We start from the raw sequence: 25101 nt of genomic DNA on the forward strand, positions 1-25101 counted from the left end.
AGCTTTTTTTAAATACAATAAAATAATATGTAGCACTGTGTTGATTTTATTGGCATTATCATCGTGCCGTTTTAACTCTAAAAAAGAAGTAGTTAAAAATAAAAAAACACACCCTCTGACCTTCATTTCATATTCAAACGCGGCAATAAAAACAATTCATATTTTCGTAGCGTTGTGCGACAATAAGTACCAGGGCATTGTCCCTGTGCCACCGAAAATAGGAAACGGGCAAGACCCAGACAACAATCTTTATTGGGGTGGTGATTTCGGTGTGCGCACCTATTTTAAAAAAAGCAAAGAGTGGAAACTCGTCAAAAAAGAAAAAGTCAGCAATCTTATTTTAGAACGCCTGATTTTTAAAAATAATTTCAGCAATTATTATCTCATCGCCGATGCCTATGACGGTAAATACATCAAACAAACCACAATTGATTTTTTAAACAGTTGTTCGGGACAGCTGAAAGATACATTGCACGTGAACCACTCCATAATAGGTTTTGATGGAAACGCCTGTCTTCTTGCATACATTGGGCATGATGGGTTGATGGATTTTAGATTGCCAGATTCATTTGGAAATATTGATGGAAAATCAAGGGATTGCATTATTTTGGCTTGTGTAAGCAAGACGTATTTTGGTGGATTTATAAATAGCGCCAAAGCCTATCCTTTAGTTTGGACTACCGGGTTAATGTGCCCTGAAGCCTACACGCTCCATGACGCCATTTCGGGATATATTATAGTAAATGAATCGCATGAAAACATACGGGAAAGGGCTGTAATGGCCTATAACAAATATCAGAAATCAGGGATCGCGTTTGCCCGCGGGCTTTTAGTGTCCGGAAGATAAAAGGAATGTCGTACTATTTTTTATTTAATAAAGATAGCAAGAAGTGTATCTTTATTTGTTACCAATTTAATCCAGCAAACCACAAGTTATGAAAACCTATTGCTGTTTATTTTTGCCGGCGCTGTTGCTGTTTATAACAGCCACCGTCTCCGCCCAGGAACTTTACACCATGCCCAAAGGCGTACAATCGCGGGTGAGCAGTTTTGAGAATATTAAAGGCGAAAAAGGCGAAGGCGGCAAAACCAACCAGGGCGGTAAAGGCAACGCCTTCGAATCGTTAAAAGCGGGCGAAAGCAAAACCCTGCTTAACGTACGCTCTGCCGGGGTGATCCAGCGCATGTGGTTTACCATAAACGACCGCAGCCCGGCCATGCTGCGCTCTTTGCGCCTGCGCATGTATTGGGATGGCGAAGATAAGCCTGCAGTAGATGTGCCGTTCGGCGATTTCTTTTGCGTTGGCCTGGGCAGGCCTGTGGCGTTCCAGTCGGCCTTGTTTACCGATCCGGAGGGGCATAGCTTTAACTGTTATATCCCCATGCCTTTTAAAACGGCTGCCAAAGTGGTGCTCACCAACGAAAGCAGCACTAACCTCGACCTGTTATTTTTTGATATCGACTATAACCTGCTGGATAAAGCGCAGGAGGATATGCTGTATTTCCACGCCTGCTGGAACCGCTCAAACAACAACAGCGAAGTGGGCCACGACTTTGAGCTATTGCCCGAAGTTAAAGGTCGCGGCCGTTTTTTGGGGGTAAATGTGGGCATTAACGTTAACCCCGGCTATGGCGAAACCTGGTGGGGCGAAGGGGAAGTGAAGATGTATATTGATGATGATAGAAAATACCCTACCATTAACGGCACCGGCTCCGAAGACTACATAGGCACCGGTTGGGGCGAGGGCCAGTTTACGCACCAGTACCAGGGCTGTTTAATTGCCGATACGGCCAAAAAGCAATATGCCTTTTACCGTTTCCACATACCGGATGCGGTTTATTTTGAGGATAACTTTAAAGCGACCATCCAAGAAATTGGCGGGGGAACCAATGTGCAGCTAAAAGCTATACAGGCCAAAGGCATCCCCAATAAAATAGTCACCGTAGCCACCGAACACGGCTTTACCCGCCTGCTGGATAAACCCATGCCCTTAACCGACGCCAGTTTCCCCGCCGGCTGGGTAAACTTTTACCGCGTTGATGATTACTGCGCCACCGCCTATTTTTACCTTGATAAGCCCGAGGATAAATTGAAAGAACTGGCTCCGGTTGGGGATAGGGTGAAGTAGCGTCATTGGGTCATCAGTTTGGTGAAAAGGGTAACCTATAAAACCCAGCACAACCAACCCTAAAACACTTTGTCTTTTCTAAACAGAGAAATCTTAATCGCGCAATATGCCCAGGGGAGCATGTTGGTGAAGACTTCTCCCTGCGGTCTAAATGACAAGCAAGGCGCCTAAAATAAATCCTACAAATCCGTTTTTAATCCATATTTATCGCTCCACTTTTTGTAAAGCTGTTTGTGCAGGTTGTCCAGGTTAATGTCCCGGCCTTGTATAAATTCCTTTATCACGTCGAGGGTGAGCATATCAAGGGCATCGCCGTTTGAGATGAACAGGTTAGCGTCTTTACCTACTTCTAATGTCCCGGTGGTTTTATCGATGCCTAAGATTTTGGCGTTGTTTTGGGTGATCATGCTTAAAGCCTGCTCTTTTGTTAACCCATAACCTACCGACTGCCCCGCCTCAAACGGCAGGTTGCGCTGCCGCCAGAAACCTATCCCTGTGAGGCCATACAATACGCTGGCATCCTGCAGTATTTTGGGGAGTTTGTAGGGCAGGTAAACATCATCCTCGGCCCTGTCGGGCAGCCTTTGTGTCTCCCTTAATATTACCGGGACGTTATTACTTTTCAGTACTTCAGTTACCAAATACGATTCGCTTCCGCCAACAATAACGGCTGACATACCCATTTTTTTGGCGAATGCCACTGCCTGCATGATCTCTTTGGCGCCATCGGCATTTACAAACAATTTCTTGCTGCCGTTAAACAGGCCTTTCATCGCCTCGAAGCGTACATTGGTAACTTCGGGCTTGCCAATTTCGGCATAGGCTTTTGCTTCCGCAAATAGTTTTTCAATGGCATCAATTGCTTTTTGCGTCCTTTCACCCGGTGATTCTTGCGGAGTACCCGGCGTTGGTGCCGCCCTGCGGCGGGTATTTACTACTGCAACCGGCCAGTTTAAATGAATGCCGATATCTGTTTTATAGGCTGCGTCTTCCCAGTTCCAGGCATCCAGCTGTACTACTGACGACTCCCCCGAAATAATGCCACCGGTAGGTGTAGGCTGCGCCAACAGGATCCCGTTTGAACGAACGGTAGGGATGACTTTGGAATCGGTATTAAAAGCGACTAAAGTGCGCGCATCCGGGTTAATATCGCCGGTTTCGTCTTCATCTACTGTACCGCGGGCGCCTTCTTCAATCTCCACCAGGCCAAGGCTGGTTATCGGGCAAATAAAACCCGGGTAAATTTGTTTGCCTGTGGCATCGATCACGTCGGCGCCGTTGGTATTTGGCGCAGCGCCTTCGCCAATAGCCGTTATTTTTCCTTTATCAAATGCAACATAGCCATTATTGATCACCTGCCCATTGCCTACATGGATAACAGCCCCGGTAATAATAACCGGTTTAGTTTGCGGCCTGGCCGGCGAAATACCAGCCTGCCCGAAAGCGAGGGAAACGCTCAGCAATAATCCCCCTAAAATTGTAAATAAGTTTTTCATAAAAAGTCCACCAGCCCCCCGACCCCCTAAAGGGGGAGGCATTATTTTTTATCGTTTAAAATTATCTTTCATTAAAAATTATATCACGTTTAAAGCTTTTCGCTCGTTTTTATACTCCCCCTTTAGGGGGCCCGGGGGGCTAGTCTTCCTCCTCTTCGCTCCTTGGCCTGCGGCCCGGCGCTTTTTGCGTTACTGCGCCTTTGTTTTTAGCAGCAATCATTTTCTGTATGATGCGTGCTTCATCGGCTTTAAGGGCTTTTTGGTTGGCGGCGTCTTTTTCCAGATCCCAGTAAGGGAGCCCATCTACATACGTTTTTTGAACCACTGCATAAATAGATAATGGATCAGCGGACCAAAGCACCAAATCGGCATCTTTGCCGGCTTTAATACTGCCCACCCATTTATCGATATGCAGCATTTTTGCCGGGTTAAGGGTTACAAATTTCAACGCTTCTTCTTCGCTTACTTTACCATAGGTTACTGCTTTGCCGGCTTCCTGGTTAAGGCGGCGGCCCATTTCATCATCGTCGGAGTTAAAGGCCACGTTTACACCTTCATTGTGCATGATAGCGCCGTTATAGGGAATGGCTTCGGCAACTTCCATTTTATAAGCCCACCAGTCTGAGAAGGTGGAACCATTGATGCCGTGGGCCTTCATTTTATCAGCCATTTTATAGCCTTCCAGTATGTGGGTAAAGGTGTTGATCTTAAAGCCCATAGAATCGGCCACATGCATCAGCATATTAATTTCAGATTGTACATAGGAGTGGCAGGTAATATATCGCTTCCCGTCAAGGATCTCCGCAATGGCATCCAGCTCCAGGTCGCGGCGCACGGTACTGCCTTTGGCGGCGCGTGCGGCTTTGTATTCTTTGGCCCGGGTAAACTCGTCTACATAAACCTGTTCAACTCCCATGCGGCTTTGCGGGTAGCGCAGCGTGGCGCCCGGCACGTAACCGTTATTGCTTCCTTTAACATTTTCGCCTAAAGCGAATTTGATAAACTCCGGGGCGTTTTCATATTTCAACTCCTCAGGCAGCACGCCCCATCGGTGTTTGATCACCTGGTTTTGCCCGCCGATAGGATTTGCCGAGCCGTGCAATATTTGCGAGGTGGTAACCCCACCAGCCAGTTGCCGGTAAATGCTGATATCTTCCGGATTAAGCACATCGCCTATCCTTACTTCCGACGTTACCGCCTGGGTGCCCTCGTTGATGCCGTTGGTGATAGCGATATGAGAGTGTTCATCCACAATGCCAGCCGAAAGGTGTTTCCCTGTTGCATCGATCACTTTTGCGCCGGCGTCAGAAAGGTTTTTGCCGATGGTTTTTATTTTTCCGTTGGCGATCAGCACATCAGTGTTTTGCAAAATGCCTTCGCTTTCGTTTGTCCAAACGGTGGCGTTTTTAAAAAGCACCGTTTCAGCCTTTGGCAATTTAGGAGCACCGTAGGCAACAAATGGGTAGACTACCGGGCCTGCGGTTGTATCCGGCTTCGCCTGGTCTTTTTTGCTGTCTCCGCCTTTGGCAGGGCCCGTATAGGTGGTCATCCATTTAAAATCGGTACCATCAGGCAAAATGCCGTTGCCGCTAAATGCAAGCGGGTTCATGCTGGTGATATAACCATTTAGCCTGATATTGCCCGAAGGTTTATTTTTCAGGTCGAAATAGATGCTTACCATATCGCCACTTCGGGTAATGGTGCCTTTTGCCTGTACGCTGTCTGCGCTCCGTTCTACATTTACATCATAGCTGCCCGGCGTACCGCCGATCTTTAGGGTTAAACCCTGCAGGGCATCGCTCGCTACCATATAATTGCCGCGCAGGTCGGTTACATCCATACGGGTAACTACATATTGACGCCCTTCAACCCAGTTTTCATAAATGATATTGTCTTTTTTAAACAGGTCGTCGGAGGTGATAATAAAACTCGCGATTTTTCCTTTGGCCAGGCTGCCTGTTTTATCAGCGATACCCAGCATTTCGGCAGGGGTAATGGTTAATGCTTTTAAAGCCTGTTTTTCGCTTAGTCCGTAATCCAGGGCAGTGTGCAGGTTGTTCCAAAAATCAGTGGATTTATCTAAACCGAAAGATGTGATAGCGAAATTGATACCTGCTTTTTCCAAAGCAACAGGGTTGGTTGGCGAGAGCTCCCAATCCTTTAACTGCGTATAGCTGATATTGCGGGCCTCCAGCGGATCTTCCACATCATAAGGCTCGGGAAAAGTGAGCGGGATGATGAAACTGCTGCCGGTAGCCTTCATGGCATCCAGGCGGCGGTATTCTTTGCCGTCGGTTTTATAAATATATTGCTTACCGAACTCTTTGGCTATTTTATTGGCGCGAAGCACCATTAACGCGTCAGAAACTTCAAATACCTGGGGGATAGTTTGTGCCTTGTTAAATTCGTCAAGCGAGATGTTGTATTCTTCTTTTTGGTTTTTGTACCAGGCGGCATCATAATACGTCTGGCGGAGCAATGCGATGGCGCCCATCAGCGAAGACGGGTAATTTGTTGCCGCAGTACCTTTGCTGAATGAATATTGCGCCGCAGCCTCGTCGTTCAGCACCAGTTCGTTATCCCGTTCATCGCCTAAAGTAACCGCAGCTGAAGTGCCGCGCGATATCCCGTCATGTATCAATGTTTGTACCGTGGTAAAGCCATTTTTGCGAAATTCTTCCGCCTTAGAAACATCGGCATGAAAAATGGATTTGGCATTCATTTCCGGTTTAATCGCTTCGTTCCAGTTATAGGCACCTGCTTTGGCAGAGGTATAAACCGGCAAGCGGCCAAATCCGCCGCCTTGCGGAAAAGCTGTGCGCGGGGCTTCGGGTATGCCGTAAGTGGTATAGGCATCAATCAAGCCGGGGTAAATGTATTTACCTTTCAGGTCGATCACCACGTAGCCTTTGGGTACCGCCAGGCCTGCGCCGAGGCCTTCAATCACGCGGTCTTTCACTAGCAAAGTGCCATTGACAACCGGCTGATCGGCACTGGCGACAATATTTGCATTGATAAAGGCATACTGGCCGGGGCGGACGTCCCAGGGGCCATTAACAGGAAATGTTTCCTGCGCAAAACACAGCCGGGCCACAAGCATGACCCCACAAAAAAGTAAAAATTTCTTCATGGTCAGTTAATAGTTCCACTAATATACAAATATTGGCGGCTTGGTTTGTGATGGGAGTTTTTGTGATGGGATTGTTACAAGAAAAGTGTATCGCGAATAATTAAGGTAAAACAGAGATTACACCTTCTTTAAATGTTATAATTCTATTCCTCAACTTTTCAACTTGGTTCCCTGATCTATTTTTTATTTGTCAAATTAACAAATAAAAACCCTGTATATAAGCAAAGCCCCTGATGGGCAGGGGCCTTTGCTAACCAATTATAAACCTAAATTATGAGAAGAGCTGTAGGAGAAGGGGTCGAACCTTCAAGAAGTGGTTATTCTTATTGCTAAGAGTTTCCCATGATCTTCGCCACCGGGACAAGGAGGTGTGTCTGCCTAAAATTTCACCATCCTACAGGATAAAAAGTCTTAAGTCGGAAGTCCTGAGTCTTTAGTCGTATTTAACTTATGCTCTTGACTAACTTCTTAAAACAGTATTTTTATTTCGAGTCATCAACTTTACTTCTCTTGTTTTTGACTCAAGACTTGAGACTTTCGACTCAAGACTTAGAAAAAGCTGTTGGGGAAGGATTCGAACCTTCACAGAGTGGTTAGCCCGCTTCGGGTTTTCCATATTCTCCGCCACCGGGACAAGGAGGTGTGTCTGCCTAAAATTTCACCACCCAACATTATGTATTATTAAAAAGAACGATCGGCTTTTGTCATTGGCTTGATACAAATCTAACAGGACTATCTATTTGTTGCAAATATTTCAATAGAATATTTGTATTTTTATCAGATTTTAATTATTCTTGTATATAAATAAAATTTTCCGAATTTATGTCCCACAGAAAAGCTCAAAATTTAGAAATTGATAATCTCGACATACAGATTTTATCAATATTAATGAAAAATGCGACCACTCCATACACTGAGATTGCTAAAGAGTTGATCGTTTCCGGCGGAACTATACACGTGAGGATGAAAAAGTTGGAAGAAATGGGTGTGATAAAGGGTGCCAGTTTGGAGGTGGATCCCCAAAAATTAGGGTATGATATCACTGCTTTCCTGGGCATTTTCCTGGAAAAAGGCTCGCAATATAACGATGCCGTAAAGCAGTTGAAGACTGTAAAAGAGATCGTCGAACTCCATTACACCACCGGTAGCTACAGCATTTTTGCCAAAATTGTGTGCCATGACACCACTCATTTACGTGAAGTTTTAAACGAACAGATCCAGGGTGTTAAAGGCATCCAGCGGACCGAAACTTTCATTTCACTGGAAGAAAGTATCCGCAGGCAGATCACTTTGGAGTAAAAACTAACCTATATTTTGAGACTTACGAAGTTTTAAAAACTTCGTAAGTCTTTGTAGTTTTACCTGAATTTATCTTTCAAAGCAGCCAGTTTTATTTGCAGGTCACTCTCCGGCTGCGGCGCTGGTTTTTTATTAAATACCGGTTTTTGCGCCGGCCGTTGTGAACTAACAGGCTCCCTTCTTTCCCTTTCAGCAGGTTTTGGTTCATTCTCTTTCATGGATAGTGCAATACGCTTGCGGTTAATATCCACGTCAGTTACGGTAACTTCAACCTTTTGGGCAACCTTTAATATTTCGTTGGCATCCTTAATAAACCGGTTAGTGATCTGGCTTAAATGCACCAGCCCGTCCTGGTGAACGCCGATATCTACAAATGCGCCAAAATTGGTGATGTTGGTGACGATGCCCGGCAGCTTCATTCCTATTTTTAAATCGTTGATGGACTTCACCCCTTCCGTAAAGCTGAACGCTTCAAATTGTTCGCGCGGGTCGCGGCCGGGTTTGGCCAGTTCGGCAATTATATCATTCAACGTCGGCAAGCCCACGGTTTCAGACGTATATTTTAATAACGGTATGCTTTTGCGCAGCTTATCATCACCCATTAATTCTTTTACAGAACATTTCAGGTCTTTGGCCATTTGTTCCACCAGTGCATATCTTTCCGGGTGTACGGCACTGGTATCCAAAGGGTTTTCCGCGTGATGGATCCGCAGGAAACCCGCTGCCTGTTCAAAAGCTTTATCGCCCAAACGCGGAACTTTCTTCAGCTGGTCGCGGCGTTTAAAGGCGCCATTCTGGTTGCGGTATTCCACAATATTTTGTGCCAGTTGCGGGCCAAGGCCGGATACATAGGCTAAAATTTGTTTTGAAGCCGTGTTTAATTCCACCCCAACTGCGTTTACACAGCTCATCACAGTATCATCCAGTGAAGTTTGCAGTTTGGTTTGATCCACATCGTGCTGGTACTGGCCAACACCGATTGATTTCGGGTCGATCTTTACCAGTTCTGCCAGCGGGTCCATCAGCCTGCGGCCAATAGACACAGCGCCTCTTACCGTAATATCCTGTTCCGGGAATTCTTCCCTCGCCACATCTGATGCTGAATAAATAGAAGCGCCGCTTTCATTCACCATTACAATGGCTGCGTGGGGCAGGTTAAGGTTGCGGATAAAAACTTCTGTTTCTCGTCCTGCAGTACCATTACCTATGGCGATGGCCTCTATATTATATTTTTCAAACAAATGTTTCGTGGTTTTTTCCGCCTCGCGCGCCTGTCCGGGGCCGGTGTGCGGGAAAATGGCCGTATATTCAAGCAGTTTCCCTTGTTCATCCAAACAAACCACCTTGCAGCCCGTACGGAAACCCGGGTCAATCGCCATAGTACGTTTCTGACCAAGCGGTGCGCCCAATAAAAGCTGGCGTGCATTTTCAGCAAATACCCTGCTCGCCTCTTCATCTGCCTTCTTTTTGGTAAACAAGCGCACCTCAGTTTCCATAGATGGTTTCAGCAAACGTTTATATCCATCAGCAATAGCTTGTTTTACCTGGTCGGCACTGGTATTATTGCCGGTTAAAAATGCTTTTTCGAGCAGATCTATGGCTTCGTCTTCCTCCGGTTTTAGGTCAAGCCATAATATTTCTTCTTTTTCGCCGCGGCGCATAGCCAAAATACGATGCGAGGGAACAGTTTTTACAGGCTCTGTCCAATCGAAATAATCTTTATACTTTATCCCTGCCACTTCCTTGCCTTCTACCACTTTTGATTGGAATACCCCTTTTTCGATAAAAAGGCTCCGCATCTGGGTACGCACTTCAGCATTCTCGCTGATGAACTCGGCGAGGATATCCCGGGCGCCGGCTAAGGCTTCTTCCTGGCTTTTCACGCCTTTTTCTTCATCAATATATTTGGCGGCTTCGGCTTCCACGTCAATCCGTTTTTGCTCCATCAGCAGATCAGCCAGGGGCTGCAGGCCTTTTTCGCGGGCTGCCGTAGCGCGGGTTTTCCTTTTAGGGCGATAGGGCAGGTAGATATCTTCCAGGGCCACCATAGTTTCCGCTGCATTGATCTGTTTTTCCAGTTCGGGGGTCAATTTCCCCATTTCGGTAAGTGATTTCAGGATAGCTTCGCGGCGTTTATCCAGGTCGCGCAGTTGTTGGATGCGGTCGCGGATGGCGGTTACCTGCACCTCGTCCAGCGTGCCGGTCAGCTCTTTGCGGTAACGTGAGATAAAGGGGACAGTAGCGCCTTCATCCAACAGGTCAACCGTTGCACTTACCTGCTTTTTGGCTATGGAAAGCTCGGAAGCTATTTTATTATATAATGATTTCACCGATTTTTTTTTATTACACCGATTATGACTATTTGACTATATCCATTATTGTTTTGATTTCCCGATTTAAATCGGTGTCATCCTTTTCAAATCGGTGCAATCCCAAAAAATAATGAACGGCGAAGTTGAGCAGAATTGGGGGAATATTCAAGAGGAGGTTATCAACAAAAAGGGAAATTCTAATTGTCCTGGTAATTGAAAGACATAGGCTCCTTATGGCTTAATTTTAACAACTTATTTTCCTTTAAGTAATTCCTCCACTCTTTTGCTCGGTCTAAAGAATCGCAGCCATTCATATTAGCAGAATTACAAAGTTTACACGGAAAACCAAGGGTGGTTTTAAAATTTAACTCAAGTAATTTAATCAGCAAATAAACCTCGTTATCGCGGGTTGCTCCGCCTCCACCAACAAAAGCATTAGCTGTATCAAACTTTAACATCTCATAAATCTTATCGTAGTTTAAGGATTGGTATGCATTTTTATAGACTATTTTCGCCTTATCCAGATAATGAGCGTATACTTCGGCTTCAGTATGCTTATTGTAGTAGTCCAAAAAATCGCCTCTTATAACCGGGTCGTTAAAATCGCAATTGAAAAATCCAAAATCCCGGTCCATAAATGTGTACTTACTATCATTCCACTTAAAGGAATAATTTTCAATAAGCTTTAAGGCAACTCCTACCTGGTTGTAATTAATTTGTGAAAGCAATGTTGAAACCTTTTCATCCCGATCCGAGGAATCTATCTTCAGATGCATCAATTCCGGCAGCTTCTTTTCAAAATCATTAACAATGGTATCATAGTTACCCCCGTTATATTTTTTTGAAGCAATTTTAAACGGCTGTATTCGTTCGCCTAATTTGATAGCTTTTGCCATTTGAAAGTTAATATCCTGATCTGAAGAAACATTTTGCTTAAGCATGTTTAACGTTGCCGAATCAGCATTAATAAACTTATTGAGATAATTATTGCATATCCCAATTATTCCTAGCCTTTCAAACAGGATTGATTTTTTGAGATAGAGATCTGATTGCTTTTTATCGTTGACGATTTTGCTCCAATTTTTTGAATAGAAGGCGTCAAGTATCCTGCCTGCGGAATAAGAAAGGTCGTTCGATTGTTCATAAACCAAAAACCAGTATTCATATGCGGTGATATTATTTAATGACAATGTATTGATCAGTTTATTTTCGAGTTGATAACGTTGAGGAAAGGATAGTTTGCTATTCAGTCTATCGCAATTGTCCAACACATCGGGACCGCCTTTAAAATCAATATGATTGCTTTTGCAATAATCAGTTAAGGCAACCATCTGCTTCAGAAAACGAAAAGGAAAGATGGGCAAAACGTAATTGTGATCCATGTCAGCATTTTCGTACTCATCTGCTAGTCTTTGCACCCTTAAAACATCTCCTGTTGTCAGTTTTAAAAATGCATTTAATGCAACAGAGTCAACTTTTGAACTTAATAGTTGAAAATAAACACGTTCCTGCTCGATTGGTTCAACCTTGATGTTGTCGTTTTCAAATCTACCCGTTGTTTCATTCCATTTATAAAAAGGATAGTTTTTTGCAAAATAGATCAGTAAATTAAGCCTGGATGCCGGGTCGTAATCTTTATCAATATGCAAGGTAATTTTTTGATGTTCATTCTTAACGCCGGTTTCGGTTCCCGTTAAAAGATCAAGCAGGTCGATATAATTCTTTGCATCAGACTGATAATTATCAAAACGATTTCTGCCCTTAAACAACTCAGCGGCAATTTTAAATAGAGCATAGGGGTTTTTGCTGTTGATCAATTGCTCAATGTGGTTCTTTTTTACCCATGGCAGATTTAACAGGACATTTTCATTCTCCTTTAAATTGTTTTTGTCAGTTTCTGATAGCTCTTGAATTTCAAAGTTTACACTTCTGTCTTTAAGTGGCGCTATCAGAAACGCACCCGCATCTACAGAAAAGCCGATTCGCTTTTCATTTTGTTTATAGAAAGTAAAAAAGGATTTCGCGGTAATTTTATTGTCGATCACTATTTCGGTATTCAAAAAAATGCAATTTTCAATTATCAGCCTTTGAGCGATCTGCCGCTCTTCCGTTTCCAGTATATGGTATCCCAAATATTCGGTGAGCTTTCTTGTGCTGTCTAAATATGGGGCTATTTTTAACAGATCTGTTTTATCACCATTAAGCAAACCAATTCTGATTTTGTCCAATGCACTTCCTTTAAATTCAGGCGACAGTTTTATGCCTTTCTCTTTGACAATGCGTTTCGCAATCACACGTGAAATACTATCGCGATCATTGTTTTGGCTAAATGAACAATTCCATGTTATAATAAAAAAGGATAAAATTAGTAAAGGCTTCAAAGCGAATAGGTTTGTTTGAAATTTCAAGGATCAGAATCAATCATAAATATAGCAATAAATTAATAACGGGCGTTTAACCTTTAATACTGCAGTTTTGTGAATGTGAATTTGAGAGTGAGTAAGGTGCATCTTTTATAAATCCGATTGGGTTTCAATTAAATATCCCTATCTTGCTGTACCAATAAAACACCCAATTCAGTGTCATCAATATTTGTTATCGGAAGCTCCAATACGGATATGGTTATCCGGTCGGAGAAATTACCTGCACCAGGGGAAACTATCCTTGGCGGCGAGTTTTTAATGACCGCCGGCGGCAAAGGCGCCAACCAGGCCGTTGCTGCGGCTAAATTGGGCGGCAACGTTACTTTTGCCTGCAAGGTTGGCGACGATATTTTCGGCAGGCAGGCCGTGCAGGGTTTTAAGGATGTGGGTATCAATACTGATTTTATCAGCGCCGATCCTGTTCATCCTTCCGGCGTAGCGCTCATTTTGGTAGATGCCAAAGGTGAAAACAGCATCGCCGTAGCGCCAGGTTCGAACGGTAACCTCCAGGCAGCCGATCTTGAAAAAGTAATCGAAAAAATAGAACCCGGCGATATTGTTTTGATCCAGATGGAGATTCCTCTCCAAACGGTAGCTTATGCTATCGAAAAATGCCACCAAAAAGGTGCGAAGGTTATTTTAAATCCTGCTCCCGCCTGTGTTTTGGATGATGCAATTTTTCAATTTGTTCACACTATTACTCCAAATGAAACCGAAGCTGAACTGCTAACCGGGGTAAAAGTTACTGACGGGCAAAGCGCAGCAGCCGCGGCAGCTATATTAATGAATAAAGGTGTAAAAAATGTGATCATTACCTTAGGTTCTAAAGGGGCCTATCATCACGATGATTTGTTAAATAAGATCATCCCCTCGCCATTGGTAACGGCCGTTGACAGTACCGCGGCCGGGGATGTTTTTAACGGTGCATTGGCGGTGGCGCTTACGGAAAACATGGACGCGGAAGCAGCGGTCGCATTTGCCTGCAAAGCTGCGGCGATTTCGGTAACAAGGATGGGAGCGCAGGCTTCAGCACCTATGCGGAGTGAATTGTAAAGACGGTAAAAACTTTTTTTTGGGTTTAAAAATTCCCATCCCTAAATTGTTCAATTTCACCCGTTAACGCATAAATCAACCCCAAACGCTATCTTTCCACAACGTTAAATCATTGTAAACTACATGTTTTGCCTTTTTGGAACTAAGGATATGGCACTTCCCAACAGGGTGTGGAAAACTACAAATTGCAGGGGACTTTTATGACTGATAGATTTGAGTAAAACGCTCTTTAGTTTTTTTTAAATTATTTTCTGATCATTTAATTTCTACGGATATGGGAGGCGAACTCTACAAAAATACACATGCTGAGAACACAGGCGGCTTGAAGGTAAACAGGCATTTTACCAGGGAAAGTATCAACGTTTTCGATCAATTTAAATATGAGATGCGCGCCTCCGTGATCCGGAACCCTTCGGGTGATGCCGTATTTGAAATGAATGATGTGGAAGTTCCGACTTCGTGGTCGCAAGTGGCGACAGATATCCTCGCCCAGAAGTATTTCCGTAAAGCCGGTGTCCCTTTGGCTGACGGTTCAACCGGATCCGAAAAAAGCATTAAACAGGTTGCCCACCGCATGGCCCATTGCTGGAAAGACTGGGGGATGCGTTACGGCTATTTTGCTTCGGAAAAAGATGCCGATGTTTTTTATGATGAAATTGTTTATACCATTACCGGGCAGCTGGCTGCGCCAAACTCGCCGCAATGGTTCAATACCGGGCTTTACAGCTCCTATAATATCAGCGGGAAACCGCAGGGCCATTATTTTGTTGACCCAACTACCAAAAAATTAAGTAAATCCACATCCGCATATGAGCGTCCGCAGCCGCATGCCTGTTTTATCCTCTCCGTTGAGGACGACCTGGTAAACGAAGGCGGCGTGATGGACCTTTGGGTTCGCGAAGCGCGGATCTTTAAATATGGCTCTGGCGTAGGCACCAACTTCTCCAAAATTCGCGGCGAAAGTGAAAAGCTATCGGGCGGTGGTTATTCGTCCGGCTTAATGTCGTTCCTGAAAATAGGGGACCGGGCAGCAGGTGCCATTAAATCTGGCGGAACTACCCGCAGGGCAGCCAAAATGGTTTGTCTTGATTTGGACCACCCCGAAATTGAAAGCTTTGTAAACTGGAAGGTAGAAGAAGAGAAAAAAGTGGCGGCATTAATTGCAGCGGGCTATTCTTCAGATTATGAAGGCGAGGCTTACCGCACGGTATCCGGTCAAAATTCAAACAACTCGGTTCGCATCCCCAATAATTTTTTTAAAGCATTAAAAAACGGAACTAACTGGGATTTAACCAGCCGCATGACCGGTAAGCCTGTTAAGTCCATACCCGCACAAAAGCTTTGGGATGATATCGCTTTTGCAGCCTGGGCCTGCGCCGATCCCGGTGTACAGTTTGACAGCACCATTAACGAGTGGCATACCTGCCCCGAAGGCGGCCGAATCAATGCCTCCAACCCATGTTCGGAGTACATGTTTTTAGACAACACGGCATGTAACCTGGCTTCTATCAACCTGGCGCATTTCTTCGATAAAGAAACCCGCGTGTTCGATGTAAAAGGCTTTGAGCATACCTGCCGTATCTGGACTATTGTTTTGGAGATCTCGGTACTGATGGCACAGTTCCCTTCGAAAGAAGTGGCACAGTTATCCTACGATTACCGCACCCTTGGTTTAGGCTATGCCAACCTTGGTTCAGCCTTAATGGTGAATGGCATCCCTTATGATAGCAAAAAGGCCCGTGCAATTGCCGCGGCTATTACCGCTATCATGACCGGCACCGCCTATGCCACCTCTGCCGAAATGGCAAGGGAGCTCGGTCCGTTTAGCCGTTATGAAGATAATAAACAGCACATGCTGCGTGTAATGCGCAACCACCGATACGCAGCCTATAACTCTACTGATAATTTCGATGGGCTGGAAATCCACCCTCCGGGCATCGATCAGATCCAATGTCCTGATTATTTACTTTCAGCTGCCTGCAACTCATGGGATAAGGCGGTTGAAATGGGCGAAAAATACGGCTATCGCAACGCCCAAACCACCGTTATTGCCCCAACAGGCACCATCGGTTTGGTAATGGATTGCGATACTACCGGAATCGAACCCGATTTCGCGTTGGTTAAATTTAAAAAACTATCCGGCGGCGGTTATTTTAAGATCATTAACCAGGCAGTACCCGAAGCATTGAGCAATTTGGGTTATGCCGAACATGAAGTAACCACCATCATCAACTACGCCAAAGGCGCTGCTACACTAAAAGGTGCACCGCATATCAATTTCGACAGCCTTAAATCAAAAGGCTTAAGTGACGATGAGCTGGAGAAACTGGATAAAGGTATTGTATCCGCTTTCGAGATCAGTTTTGCTTTTAACATCTGGTCGATGGGTGAAGAATGTTTGAAACGCCTGGGCTTTACTGCTGAACAATACAACGCGCCTGATTTTAATGTGTTACGTGGCCTGGGCTTCAGCAACAAACAGATAGCGGAAGCAAATGAATACATCTGCGGCACCATGACTATTGAAGGCGCCCCATACCTGAAAAGAGAACACTACCCGATATTTGATTGCGCCAATAAATGCGGCGCCAAAGGCGAGCGTTACATCCATTCGCATGGACACATTAAAATGATGGCGGCGGCACAGCCCTTCCTGTCAGGCGCTATCTCCAAAACCATTAACCTGCCAAATGAGGCTAAGGTTGATGAGATCAAGGATTGTTACGAACTGTCATGGCGCTTAGGCTTAAAAGCCAACGCGCTTTACCGTGATGGTTGTAAACTGTCGCAGCCATTGTCGACCAAGTCGGATGTAAAAGAAGATAAAGAAGAGGTTTCGGAAGACAAGCTGGAAACAGTTGAAGAGGTATTAGGCAAAGCAGCTAACGTTAAGCTAAGCGACCTTACCCCCGACCAGGTACTGGAAGCAGCTATGGCGATTATGGAAAAATCGAAAGATACCGCCTTTATGCGCCAGCTGAGCCGTGTAGTTCAAAAGAAGGTGCTGCCATTTAAACGCCGCGGCTATACCCAAAAAGCTATTATAGACGGGCAAACCGTTTATGTACGCACCGGCGAATATGAAGATGGTACTTTAGGTGAGATTTTTGTAGATATGCACAAAGAGGGTGCAACGTTCCGTTCGCTGATGAACTGTTTTGCCATTGCCGTTTCGGTTGGCCTGCAGTATGGCGTACCGCTGGAAGAATATGTAGAGAAATTTACCTTTACCCGTTTTGAACCGGCCGGTATGGTGGTTGGCCATGCCAATATTAAAAGCGCCACCAGTATTATCGATTATATCTTCAGGATGCTGGGTTACGAATACCAGGACCGTACCGACCTGGTGCATGTAATTACCGAGCAAAACGGTATTACCGGCAACCCGCAAATGATAGACGAGGATGTGAATACTGATGAAACGAATGTTTATCATCCGGCAGAGAAACCTGCTGCGATGGAACAAAAGATCAGCATAAAAAAACAATACAGTGTTGATATTACCATGGGTGTACAAAGCGATGCCCCGGCATGCAACACCTGCGGACATACCACCGTGCGCTCAGGCACCTGTTACAAGTGCTTAAACTGCGGTAACTCGATGGGATGTTCTTAAGCTTAAAGCAGAAAGACTAAAGCTAAAAGCTTAAGAATAGTGAGGATTTTTATAATAATTAAAGCTGGAAGGCGGTCTTGAAGAGTGTGCAGGAAAAGCTTTGTGCTTTTACCTTTTAGCTTTCACCTAAAAAAGGCGTTTTGTGTTCAGTTTTATAGTTTAATTTTAGTTAGCCCCGGGAGTAGTGCACCGGGGCTTTTTTTATGGACTCGCGTTGTCCGTTTATTTTCAAATATATTATTAGGGCCGGACGAGTGATTGAAGAGCGATTGATTACAATATAAGGTAAATAAAAAATGCGCTCCGGATCTCACACCGGAACGCACTCAACATCATGGCTAAACGATGTAATACAACTAAATCTCAGGCCCCAAGTTTTCTGATCACCCAAGTTCTTTATTCAGCATTGCCGGTTGTATTGCCGGCAATTAAAATTTCATTTGTGTTGATTGTATCTAGCTTTTAATTGGGGTTATAACATGAACCCAACTCCTCATTGGCCGAATTAACATTCAAATTGTAAACGTTTAACGACCATATATTGCCGGTTTTAATATCGGCTAAATACAAATCGTAACCGCCTTTGGTGCCGGTGCGGGTACTCGACAGGAAAACATATTCGTCATTACATGGATAAGGATCGGAATAATTGGCCGAAGGCTCATTAAACGGCAAATACTGGGCTATTTTACTTTTATCATAAAATCCCCTGAAGATCTGGTCGTTTGCGCTGGTTGCACTTAAGCCGCCGGTATATAAAAATGATACACTATCCTTGCCTATCGGGTAGTACTCCTGTATGTTTGGTAACGATGCTTCGGTTTTGGTACTGACGCCGCTTTTATCTACCATATAAATATCCGAACCTGCTCCTCCGCCTTCCGCATATAATATCTTACTGTCGTTATAAATATAATACGGCATTGATTCTTCGCCGCTGCCGCCGGTAATGGTGCGGGTAATATTTCCGCTCAAATCCATTTCGGCCAGGTGCCCGTTGTGCTTAAATACAATGCGGGTGCCGCTGTTTGAAAACTTTGGGTCCTCGTCCCGCGACGAAGCGCCCAAAGCAGCCGTAAGGTTCACCGGTTGTGCGGCCGAATTTACCAGCCACAAATACACATCCCAGTTACCTGTTACTTTATCGGTCCCCATAAAAACAATATACTTCCCATCGGGGCTAAAATCAGCATTCATGCAATCGTCGATATTCCAGCCGGTATTTATTTGCGTTAAAACTCCGGTTGAAAAATCTAACATAAACAGCTTTGAATCGTTACAGCTATAGCACGAATAACTATGAAAAACCAGCCTGCCCTTTAGGACAGGTGGTTTTTGTACTGTAACAGGGGTGGAACCATTTGAATTGTTCCCTAAATTATTTTTACCGCACGAAAATAACAGTACCAAAAACATGGTAACAACTACATTTATTATATAGGCCATCCTGTTATTATTAGCGTGCTTCATATTAATAACCAGGGTTTTGCACTAAATTGGGGTTATTGTTGATCTCTGTAAGCGGTAGCGGCATTAACCAGTGGTTTTTATCACAAGTGTAAACAATTGGGATCGGAGCACTTGGCACACCGTTGTTACAGGTGTATTTATACTCTTTTAAGTTAGCCATCACAGTGGTGGCCACACCCAGGCGGGTTAAGTCATCCCAGCGCTGCGCTTCAAAAGCCAGTTCCAGCCTTCTCTCATTTAGTATAGCTGTAGTAAGGGCTCCTTGTGTACTGGCGGTCGTATTAGGTAAGCCCACGCGGTTCCTGATTTTATTTAACAGCGATATGGCCTCTGCGGTATTACCCAGTTGGTTATCGGCTTCAGCCTGCAGCAGGATGATATCATCCAAACGCAGCAGGTAAAAGTGGTCACCGCTTGACCAACCATTCGGATGCTTTTGTTTGTAAGCAAACGGGGTTGGTTTGGTTGGGTCCTGGCAAGGGTTCCAGTTTTCATCAGCCCAGGCTATAGGGTTACCGTTAACATCTTTGGTAACAAATAAAACGCTGGCGTTTTCTCTAACTGTGTCACCTTCGGCAACAAATGCGTTTACCAGGTCATGCGCCGGAACGCCGTATTTTTGCCAGCCATCTTCGGGGGCTAAAAACAGTTCGACACCCCAGCTTGCATTGGGACCGCCCGCTGTGAACGGGATCTCCAAAATAGATTCTGAATTGAAATAGTGGCTGCCATCAAATAGGCTGCTGTAACTTGAAACCAGCGAATAACCTGCTGGGCTGTTTACCACATCTTTACAATAGGTAAGCACTTTGTTGTAATCCCTGTCGCTACGTTGTGCCCAAATTTTTGCCAGCAATGCATATGCTGCGCCTTTTGTAGCACGTACCTTGTTTACTGAAGCGTCGCTTCCATAGCTGTCGGGCAAATTGGCAACGGCCACCTGCAGGTCGGCGTTGATCTGGTCATACACCTGTGTTTCAGTTGAACGAGGTTTACGGGTAACTTTAGGGTCTGCCGTGTTTGACTCCAGCTCGATAGGCACACCACCCCATGTTTTTACCAGCTGGTAATAATGGAATGCCCTTAAAAAGCTGGCTTCGCCAATGATCTGCGCTTTGCGGTCGGCTGCTAAGCCACTTGCTCCGTTAATATTGGCCATTAAAAGGTTGCAATGTGCTATACCCTGGTATAACTGCGACCAAAGGGCATACATGTGACTATTACTTGCCGGCATCGTAAACTGATCCTCCTCAACAAAGGTAGCTTCGCCGCCACCGCCGGGATAGGCGTTATCGGATCTGTTATCGCTCAGCATTACATTTTCCCACTGGTAATAATCGCTGCCCATAAATATCTGGTAACAACCGGCTATTGCATTTTCAATATCCTGCGCCGAGTTGTAGGCGTTCCCCGTGGTAAGACTTGTTTGTGGGGTGGTATCTAAAAATTTCCGGCACGATCCCATTGCTACTGCAAAAAGGAGCGTTATTAAAAATATCGTTTTCTTTTTCATGATCTTACATTAATAAGTTAAGGTTAAAAAGTTACGTTAACACCTAAAATAAAGTCCCTTGATTGCGGATAGTTGCCATAATCAACCCCGGGGGCTGTGTTTTTACTGGCAGTATCTGAATTTGACGAACTGTTAAACATACTTGTTTCCGGGTCGAATCCTGAGTATTTGGTAAACGTAAATAAGTTTTCAGCTGTGATGTAAAGCATAAAACGGCTTATTTTTAACTTATTCAGTACCGACTCAGGCAACGAGTAACCCAGTGTTAGCGATTTAACCCTTAAGTACGATCCGTTTTCGATAAACCTTGTTGACGGATAGGAATTGCTGGGATCATTTGGTGATGATTTAGGGATATCGGTAATGTCTCCCGGATTTTTCCACCTTCTTAAAACCGCAGCCGACTGGTTTTCACCAATGGTCATTGATTCAGTCAGCATCCTGGTTGCATTAAATATCTGGTTACCCTGCTCGCCCTGTAAAAATATATTCAGCGTGAATCTTTTATAGGTGAATGAGTTGGTTAAACCATAAGCATACTTAGGATTTGCGTTACCTATCACGCCCAAACTATCAGCACCTGCTTTATTTTGCAAATACTTTTCGTTTCCGGTGGCCGGATCAACCCCAAGGGCATACTTGCCATAAAAAGAACCCAGTGGCAGACCTGCCTTTACCAAGGCTGTCTGGTAAGTATTACCTGCAACGTTAACATTACCTGTAAACAGTGTCTGGCCAACTACATCCAATACTTTACCGCGGTTTAAATAGATATTAAAGTCAGTACTCCAGGTAAAATCACGGTTAACTATATTTTTTGAAGTAAGCTGGAATTCAAAACCTTTGTTCTGAATAGAACCTGCATTGATGATAGCGGTATTGCCACCAACGCCAACGCTTGCCGGTATCGGCGCGTTCAATAACAGGTTAGTGGTTTTTTTGTCGTAATAATCAGTGGTAATGGTTACCCGGTTGTTCAGCAAACCAAAATCAAGGCCTATATTGTATTGTGCCGTTTGTTCCCATTTTAAATTATCATTTGACAAGGTTGACGGTACATAAGCGGTTACCGAGCTGCCGCCGATCACATAAGTTGAAAGGCCGATCAAACCGTACCTTGAATAGGGCGCAATGGCATCATTACCCACAATACCCCAGCCCGCACGCAGTTTAAGATCGCTTACAGCTGTTACGTTTTTAAAGAAATCCTCATTGGAAATTCTCCAGCCTACTGAAAACGAAGGGAAGTAACCCCACCTGTTTTTTGAAGAGAATATGCTGGACGCATCCGCCCGTAAATTGGATGTTAACAGGTACCTGTCCTTATAATTATAGTTCAGCCTGCCGATAAATGATTCATGGGTCTTATCATAAATATTCACCTGCGGTACTGATTGCACCGTTCCGGCGGTCACAGTGGTAATAGCTGTACTGCCACCAAAACCATGCGAAGCAAGGTAAACGCTGCGATTGCTTTCATCCGAAGCTACATAACCTACCAGTAAGGCAAAACTATGATCCTTTATTTTTTTGGTATAATTCAGTGTGTTTTCTGAGATCCAGTAATCATAGTTGTTATCATTTTCAGCAGCGAGACCATCCATTGACCGGCCATAACTGGTTTGAATTGAATTCTGGAAAGAGGTTGCTATGCTATTGCTGTGTTCAAGTCCAAAAATGCTCTTTAATTTTAAACCTGGTAAAATACTCAGTTCAGCATTGGCATTGCCGTTAAAGCGGTGGTTTACGAGTAAATTTTGAGGTTGGTAAGCAACCGAAACCGGGTTCTCAATATCTACCGGAGCTACAGGGCTTACCGCATATTGGGTAGGGTTCAGCGGATTCCAAACGCCAATAATTGGCACTGCGGTAATCAACCTGGTAATTACGCCGTTTGAATACCCTTCAGGAACGCTCACATCCGACCAACGGTCATAAGATATATTGGTTCCAACTTTTAACAAGTCGCTTACTTTATGGTCCAGGTTTACTTTAAAAGTGGCCCGGCCTACATTATTATTAATTACGATACCCTCCTGTTTTACATAAGATCCTGAAATGTAATAGGTGGTATTATCGCTACCGCCCGATATGGATACATTGTGGCTTTGCGAAAGCGCGTTCCTGAAAACCAGGTTCTGCCAGTTGGTATTGGTAAAATTGGTTGGATCAGGTAAGCTGATCCCCATTTCGGCCATCAATGTTTCAAATTGAGGCGTATTTAATACCTGCAGTTTCTTCCATACCTGTGATGATGTTACAGAACCATTATAATTAACCCTTGATTTTTGGTTTTTTGCACCATGTTTGGTAGTGATCAATACCACACCGTTTGCGCCGCTGCTACCATAAATGGCCGCTGCCGATGCATCTTTTAATACGGTGATGGTTTCAATATCCGCCGGGTTAATTTCGTTGGTGTTATAAGTTGGCACATCGTCAACAATATAAAGCGGGTCGGTGCCCGAAGTGATAGACGAAGTACCGCGTATTTTGATGGAGAAACCTGCATCCGGCTGGCCCGATGGCCTGATCACCTGTACGCCGGCAGCTTTACCTTCAATTGAATAACCAAACTGCGTATTTGGCCTGTCTTCAAGCTCCTTTGAGCCGATTACGGCTACAGCGCCGGTAAGGTCCTGCTTGCGCTGGGTACCGTAACCAACCACCACTACTTCGTTTAAGCTGCCTGCGGCCTCTTTTAAAACAATAGATAGTTCGGTCTTTCCGTCAACCGCTACATCCTGTGCTATAAAGCCGATATAAGATACCCTGATAATGGTATTCTCGGGAACAGAGATCGTAAAAGCGCCGTTAACATCGGTTACTGCAATGTTTTTACCATTTTTTATACTGATAGTTGCACCGATAAGCGGCTGGCCCTTTGAATCAGTTACTTTACCCGTAATTTTAAGTAATGCTTCTATAACCGGGGGCAGTTCCGCTTTCTTACGGATCACAATAGTATTCAGATTAATGGTATAGGTTAACGACTGATCAAGCAGGCACTTATCCAGCACTTCTTCAAGCGAAGCATCTTTAAAAGATACACTCACCGGTTTAGTTGCCCTGATCATTTTTGAATCATACACTACAGTATAATTGCTTTGTTGCTGTATCGCTTCAAAAACCTCTTTTAACGAGGCGCCTTTTTTATTCAGGGTTATTTTTTGGGCATAAGTTGCAGCTCCGGCCTGTAATAAAATTGTAAGCATTAAAACAATGGTGAGCTTCATGGTTAACAATAGTTTAACTGGGATTCTTCTGCATTTAAATGCAGTATAAATTTTATACATTTGAATGTTAGGTTAGTTAATAATTAGTTGTTACGAAGTAATTGGTTTTTAAATGGCCTTACACCTGCTTGGCAACAAGTACAAAACTCAGGGGCACTGCGAATGCTCCTGGGTTTGTTTTTTAAGGCACTGTTAGGTTAAGTAACTTTATTGCATAACAGTAACCCTCCTTTCTTCAACTTTAAAATGTATCGTTCCGGTCAGTTCTAAACTCTTTAATACGTCTGATATGTTTTTGTAGCGCGATATTTTCCCGCCATATTCTTTATCCTCCATATTGCCCTTGTAAACCACCTCCACATTGTACCACCGGGATACCTTGCGCATAATGCCCTGGATATTTTCATCCTGGAAAACAAAATAACCATCACGCCAGGCCATCGTTTCGCCAATATTGGCTTTTTGCACTTTTATATTGCCCGAGGCATAGGCTGATACCGCCTGCTCGCCCGGGCTTAATAATACTTCAGCTTTGTTTTTCCTGAATTTCACCGACCCCTCCAACAGTGTGGTTTTTATCACTGGTTCATCATTATAAGCCATTACATCAAAGTGGGTACCCAGTACTTCCACCTCGGCGCCGTTTGAAGTTACAATAAATGGCTTGTCTTTATTTTTGGCTACCTCAAAATATACTTCGCCGGTAATTTCAACCTGGCGGGTATTGCCGGTAAACGCAGTAGGGAATTTGAGGGATGATGCCGCGTTGAGCCAGGCTTTGGTGCCATCGGCCAGCACAATCTGGTACTCACCGCCGCGGGGCGTGGTAACCGTATTATAAACTATAGGGGCGGCAGTGGCAGCACCGTTTTGCTCATCATTTGCCTGGTATACCAGTTGCCCGTTTTGGGTTTTGTTTACCGCCGCGCCGCCCTCTTTGGTAATAACACCATCCTTTGCACTGTTAAGCACAATGGTTGACCCGTTTGACAGGGTTAAGATGGCTTTATTGCCGCCGGGCAAAATATCGTTTTTTACCGGCTTAACTTTGTTAACTGCCAGTTGCTGCTTTTTATGGCGCGTGTTTAAAACATACACACCCATAGCGGTTGCCAGTAATAAAAACGAGGCTGCAATGTACAGCCACCCAAATCTGATTGTTTTAACGGGCAGCTTTTCGGTAACACCTTCGGTAATTTTGCTAAATATCCTGTTTTCAGCTTCCTCCTCGTCGCCAAGTTCAGCGTCCCAGGCAATGTCTTCCAAGCCGGGTTCATCTTCAAAAGCATTTAATAACTCCCATTCTTCGGGCGTACATTTTCCTGCAAGATATTTTTTATAAAGGGCATTATAGTCCTGGCGCTTCATTCAAGTTTATTTGGTTGGTACTTATATAGGCACATTTTTGTGTATCAACACACATA

13 protein-coding genes and 1 tRNA gene are annotated in these 25101 nt (G+C 44.4%); 5 read left to right on the forward strand and 9 right to left on the reverse strand.

What is annotated here, in order from left to right; translation table 11 throughout:
• Together QZY09_RS12040 and QZY09_RS12045 are read left to right on the forward strand one after the other, a co-directional pair.
• A partial coding sequence (locus QZY09_RS12040) for a hypothetical protein (RefSeq protein WP_367119216.1) occupies nt 1–847 on the forward strand: 847 nt, incomplete at its 5' end.
• Between the two features lie 88 nt (nt 848–935).
• Nucleotides 936–2129: a glycoside hydrolase family 172 protein gene (locus QZY09_RS12045; protein ID WP_295672709.1), complete on the forward strand. Its 1194-nt coding sequence runs from the start codon at nt 936–938 to the stop codon at nt 2127–2129.
• A 179-nt stretch (nt 2130–2308) separates the two neighbouring features.
• Here QZY09_RS12045 and QZY09_RS12050 read toward each other — a convergent pair whose 3' ends face one another.
• The 3 genes from QZY09_RS12050 to QZY09_RS12060 form a co-directional block, all read right to left on the reverse strand.
• Nucleotides 2309–3625: an amidohydrolase family protein gene (locus tag QZY09_RS12050; RefSeq protein ID WP_295672711.1), complete on the reverse strand. Its 1317-nt coding sequence runs from the start codon at nt 3623–3625 to the stop codon at nt 2309–2311.
• A gap of 139 nt (nt 3626–3764) precedes the next feature.
• Complete coding sequence (locus tag QZY09_RS12055; RefSeq protein ID WP_295672712.1) at nt 3765–6755, reverse strand: amidohydrolase family protein; 2991 nt, start codon at nt 6753–6755, stop codon at nt 3765–3767.
• A 559-nt stretch (nt 6756–7314) separates the two neighbouring features.
• Nucleotides 7315–7426, reverse strand: a tRNA-Asp gene (locus QZY09_RS12060).
• A gap of 151 nt (nt 7427–7577) precedes the next feature.
• Here QZY09_RS12060 and QZY09_RS12065 point away from each other — a divergent pair.
• Nucleotides 7578–8054: an Lrp/AsnC ligand binding domain-containing protein gene (locus QZY09_RS12065; protein ID WP_096356414.1), complete on the forward strand. Its 477-nt coding sequence runs from the start codon at nt 7578–7580 to the stop codon at nt 8052–8054.
• A 59-nt stretch (nt 8055–8113) separates the two neighbouring features.
• On the opposite strand, the gene QZY09_RS12070 is transcribed toward QZY09_RS12065, so the two are convergent.
• Together QZY09_RS12070 and QZY09_RS12075 are read right to left on the reverse strand one after the other, a co-directional pair.
• The gene (locus QZY09_RS12070; RefSeq protein ID WP_295672715.1) at nt 8114–10384 is read right to left on the reverse strand and encodes a Tex family protein; all 2271 of its coding nucleotides are present in this window, start codon (nt 10382–10384) and stop codon (nt 8114–8116) included.
• Nucleotides 10385–10563: 179 nt separating this feature from the next.
• The gene (locus QZY09_RS12075) at nt 10564–12594 is read right to left on the reverse strand and encodes a hypothetical protein (protein WP_295672717.1); all 2031 of its coding nucleotides are present in this window, start codon (nt 12592–12594) and stop codon (nt 10564–10566) included.
• Between the two features lie 351 nt (nt 12595–12945).
• Between QZY09_RS12075 and rbsK the strand changes: the two genes are divergently transcribed.
• The gene (rbsK, locus tag QZY09_RS12080) at nt 12946–13842 is read left to right on the forward strand and encodes a ribokinase (protein ID WP_295672719.1); all 897 of its coding nucleotides are present in this window, start codon (nt 12946–12948) and stop codon (nt 13840–13842) included.
• 274 nt (nt 13843–14116) lie between these two features.
• Nucleotides 14117–17458, forward strand: coding sequence for a vitamin B12-dependent ribonucleotide reductase (locus tag QZY09_RS12085; RefSeq protein ID WP_295672720.1), 3342 nt, complete (start codon nt 14117–14119; stop codon nt 17456–17458).
• A gap of 462 nt (nt 17459–17920) precedes the next feature.
• Here the strand turns inward: QZY09_RS12085 and QZY09_RS12090 are convergent, their stop codons facing one another.
• From QZY09_RS12090 to QZY09_RS12105, 4 genes are all read right to left on the reverse strand, one after another.
• Nucleotides 17921–18904 carry a hypothetical protein gene (locus tag QZY09_RS12090; RefSeq protein ID WP_295672722.1) on the reverse strand — a complete coding sequence of 328 codons (984 nt, stop codon included), beginning with the start codon at nt 18902–18904 and terminating at the stop codon, nt 17921–17923.
• Nucleotides 18905–18929: 25 nt separating this feature from the next.
• Nucleotides 18930–20441 (reverse strand): RagB/SusD family nutrient uptake outer membrane protein, encoded by a 1512-nt coding sequence (locus QZY09_RS12095; RefSeq protein WP_295672724.1) that lies wholly within the window; start codon nt 20439–20441, stop codon nt 18930–18932.
• 23 nt (nt 20442–20464) lie between these two features.
• Nucleotides 20465–23677, reverse strand: a complete 3213-nt coding sequence (locus QZY09_RS12100; protein ID WP_295672725.1) for a TonB-dependent receptor — start codon at nt 23675–23677, stop codon at nt 20465–20467.
• Nucleotides 23678–23884: 207 nt separating this feature from the next.
• Nucleotides 23885–25045, reverse strand: a complete 1161-nt coding sequence (locus QZY09_RS12105; protein WP_295672726.1) for a FecR family protein — start codon at nt 25043–25045, stop codon at nt 23885–23887.
• Between the last annotated feature and the right edge of the window lie 56 nt (nt 25046–25101).

Source organism: uncultured Mucilaginibacter sp., from assembly GCF_903913935.1.
Lineage (GTDB): Bacteria > Bacteroidota > Bacteroidia > Sphingobacteriales > Sphingobacteriaceae > Mucilaginibacter.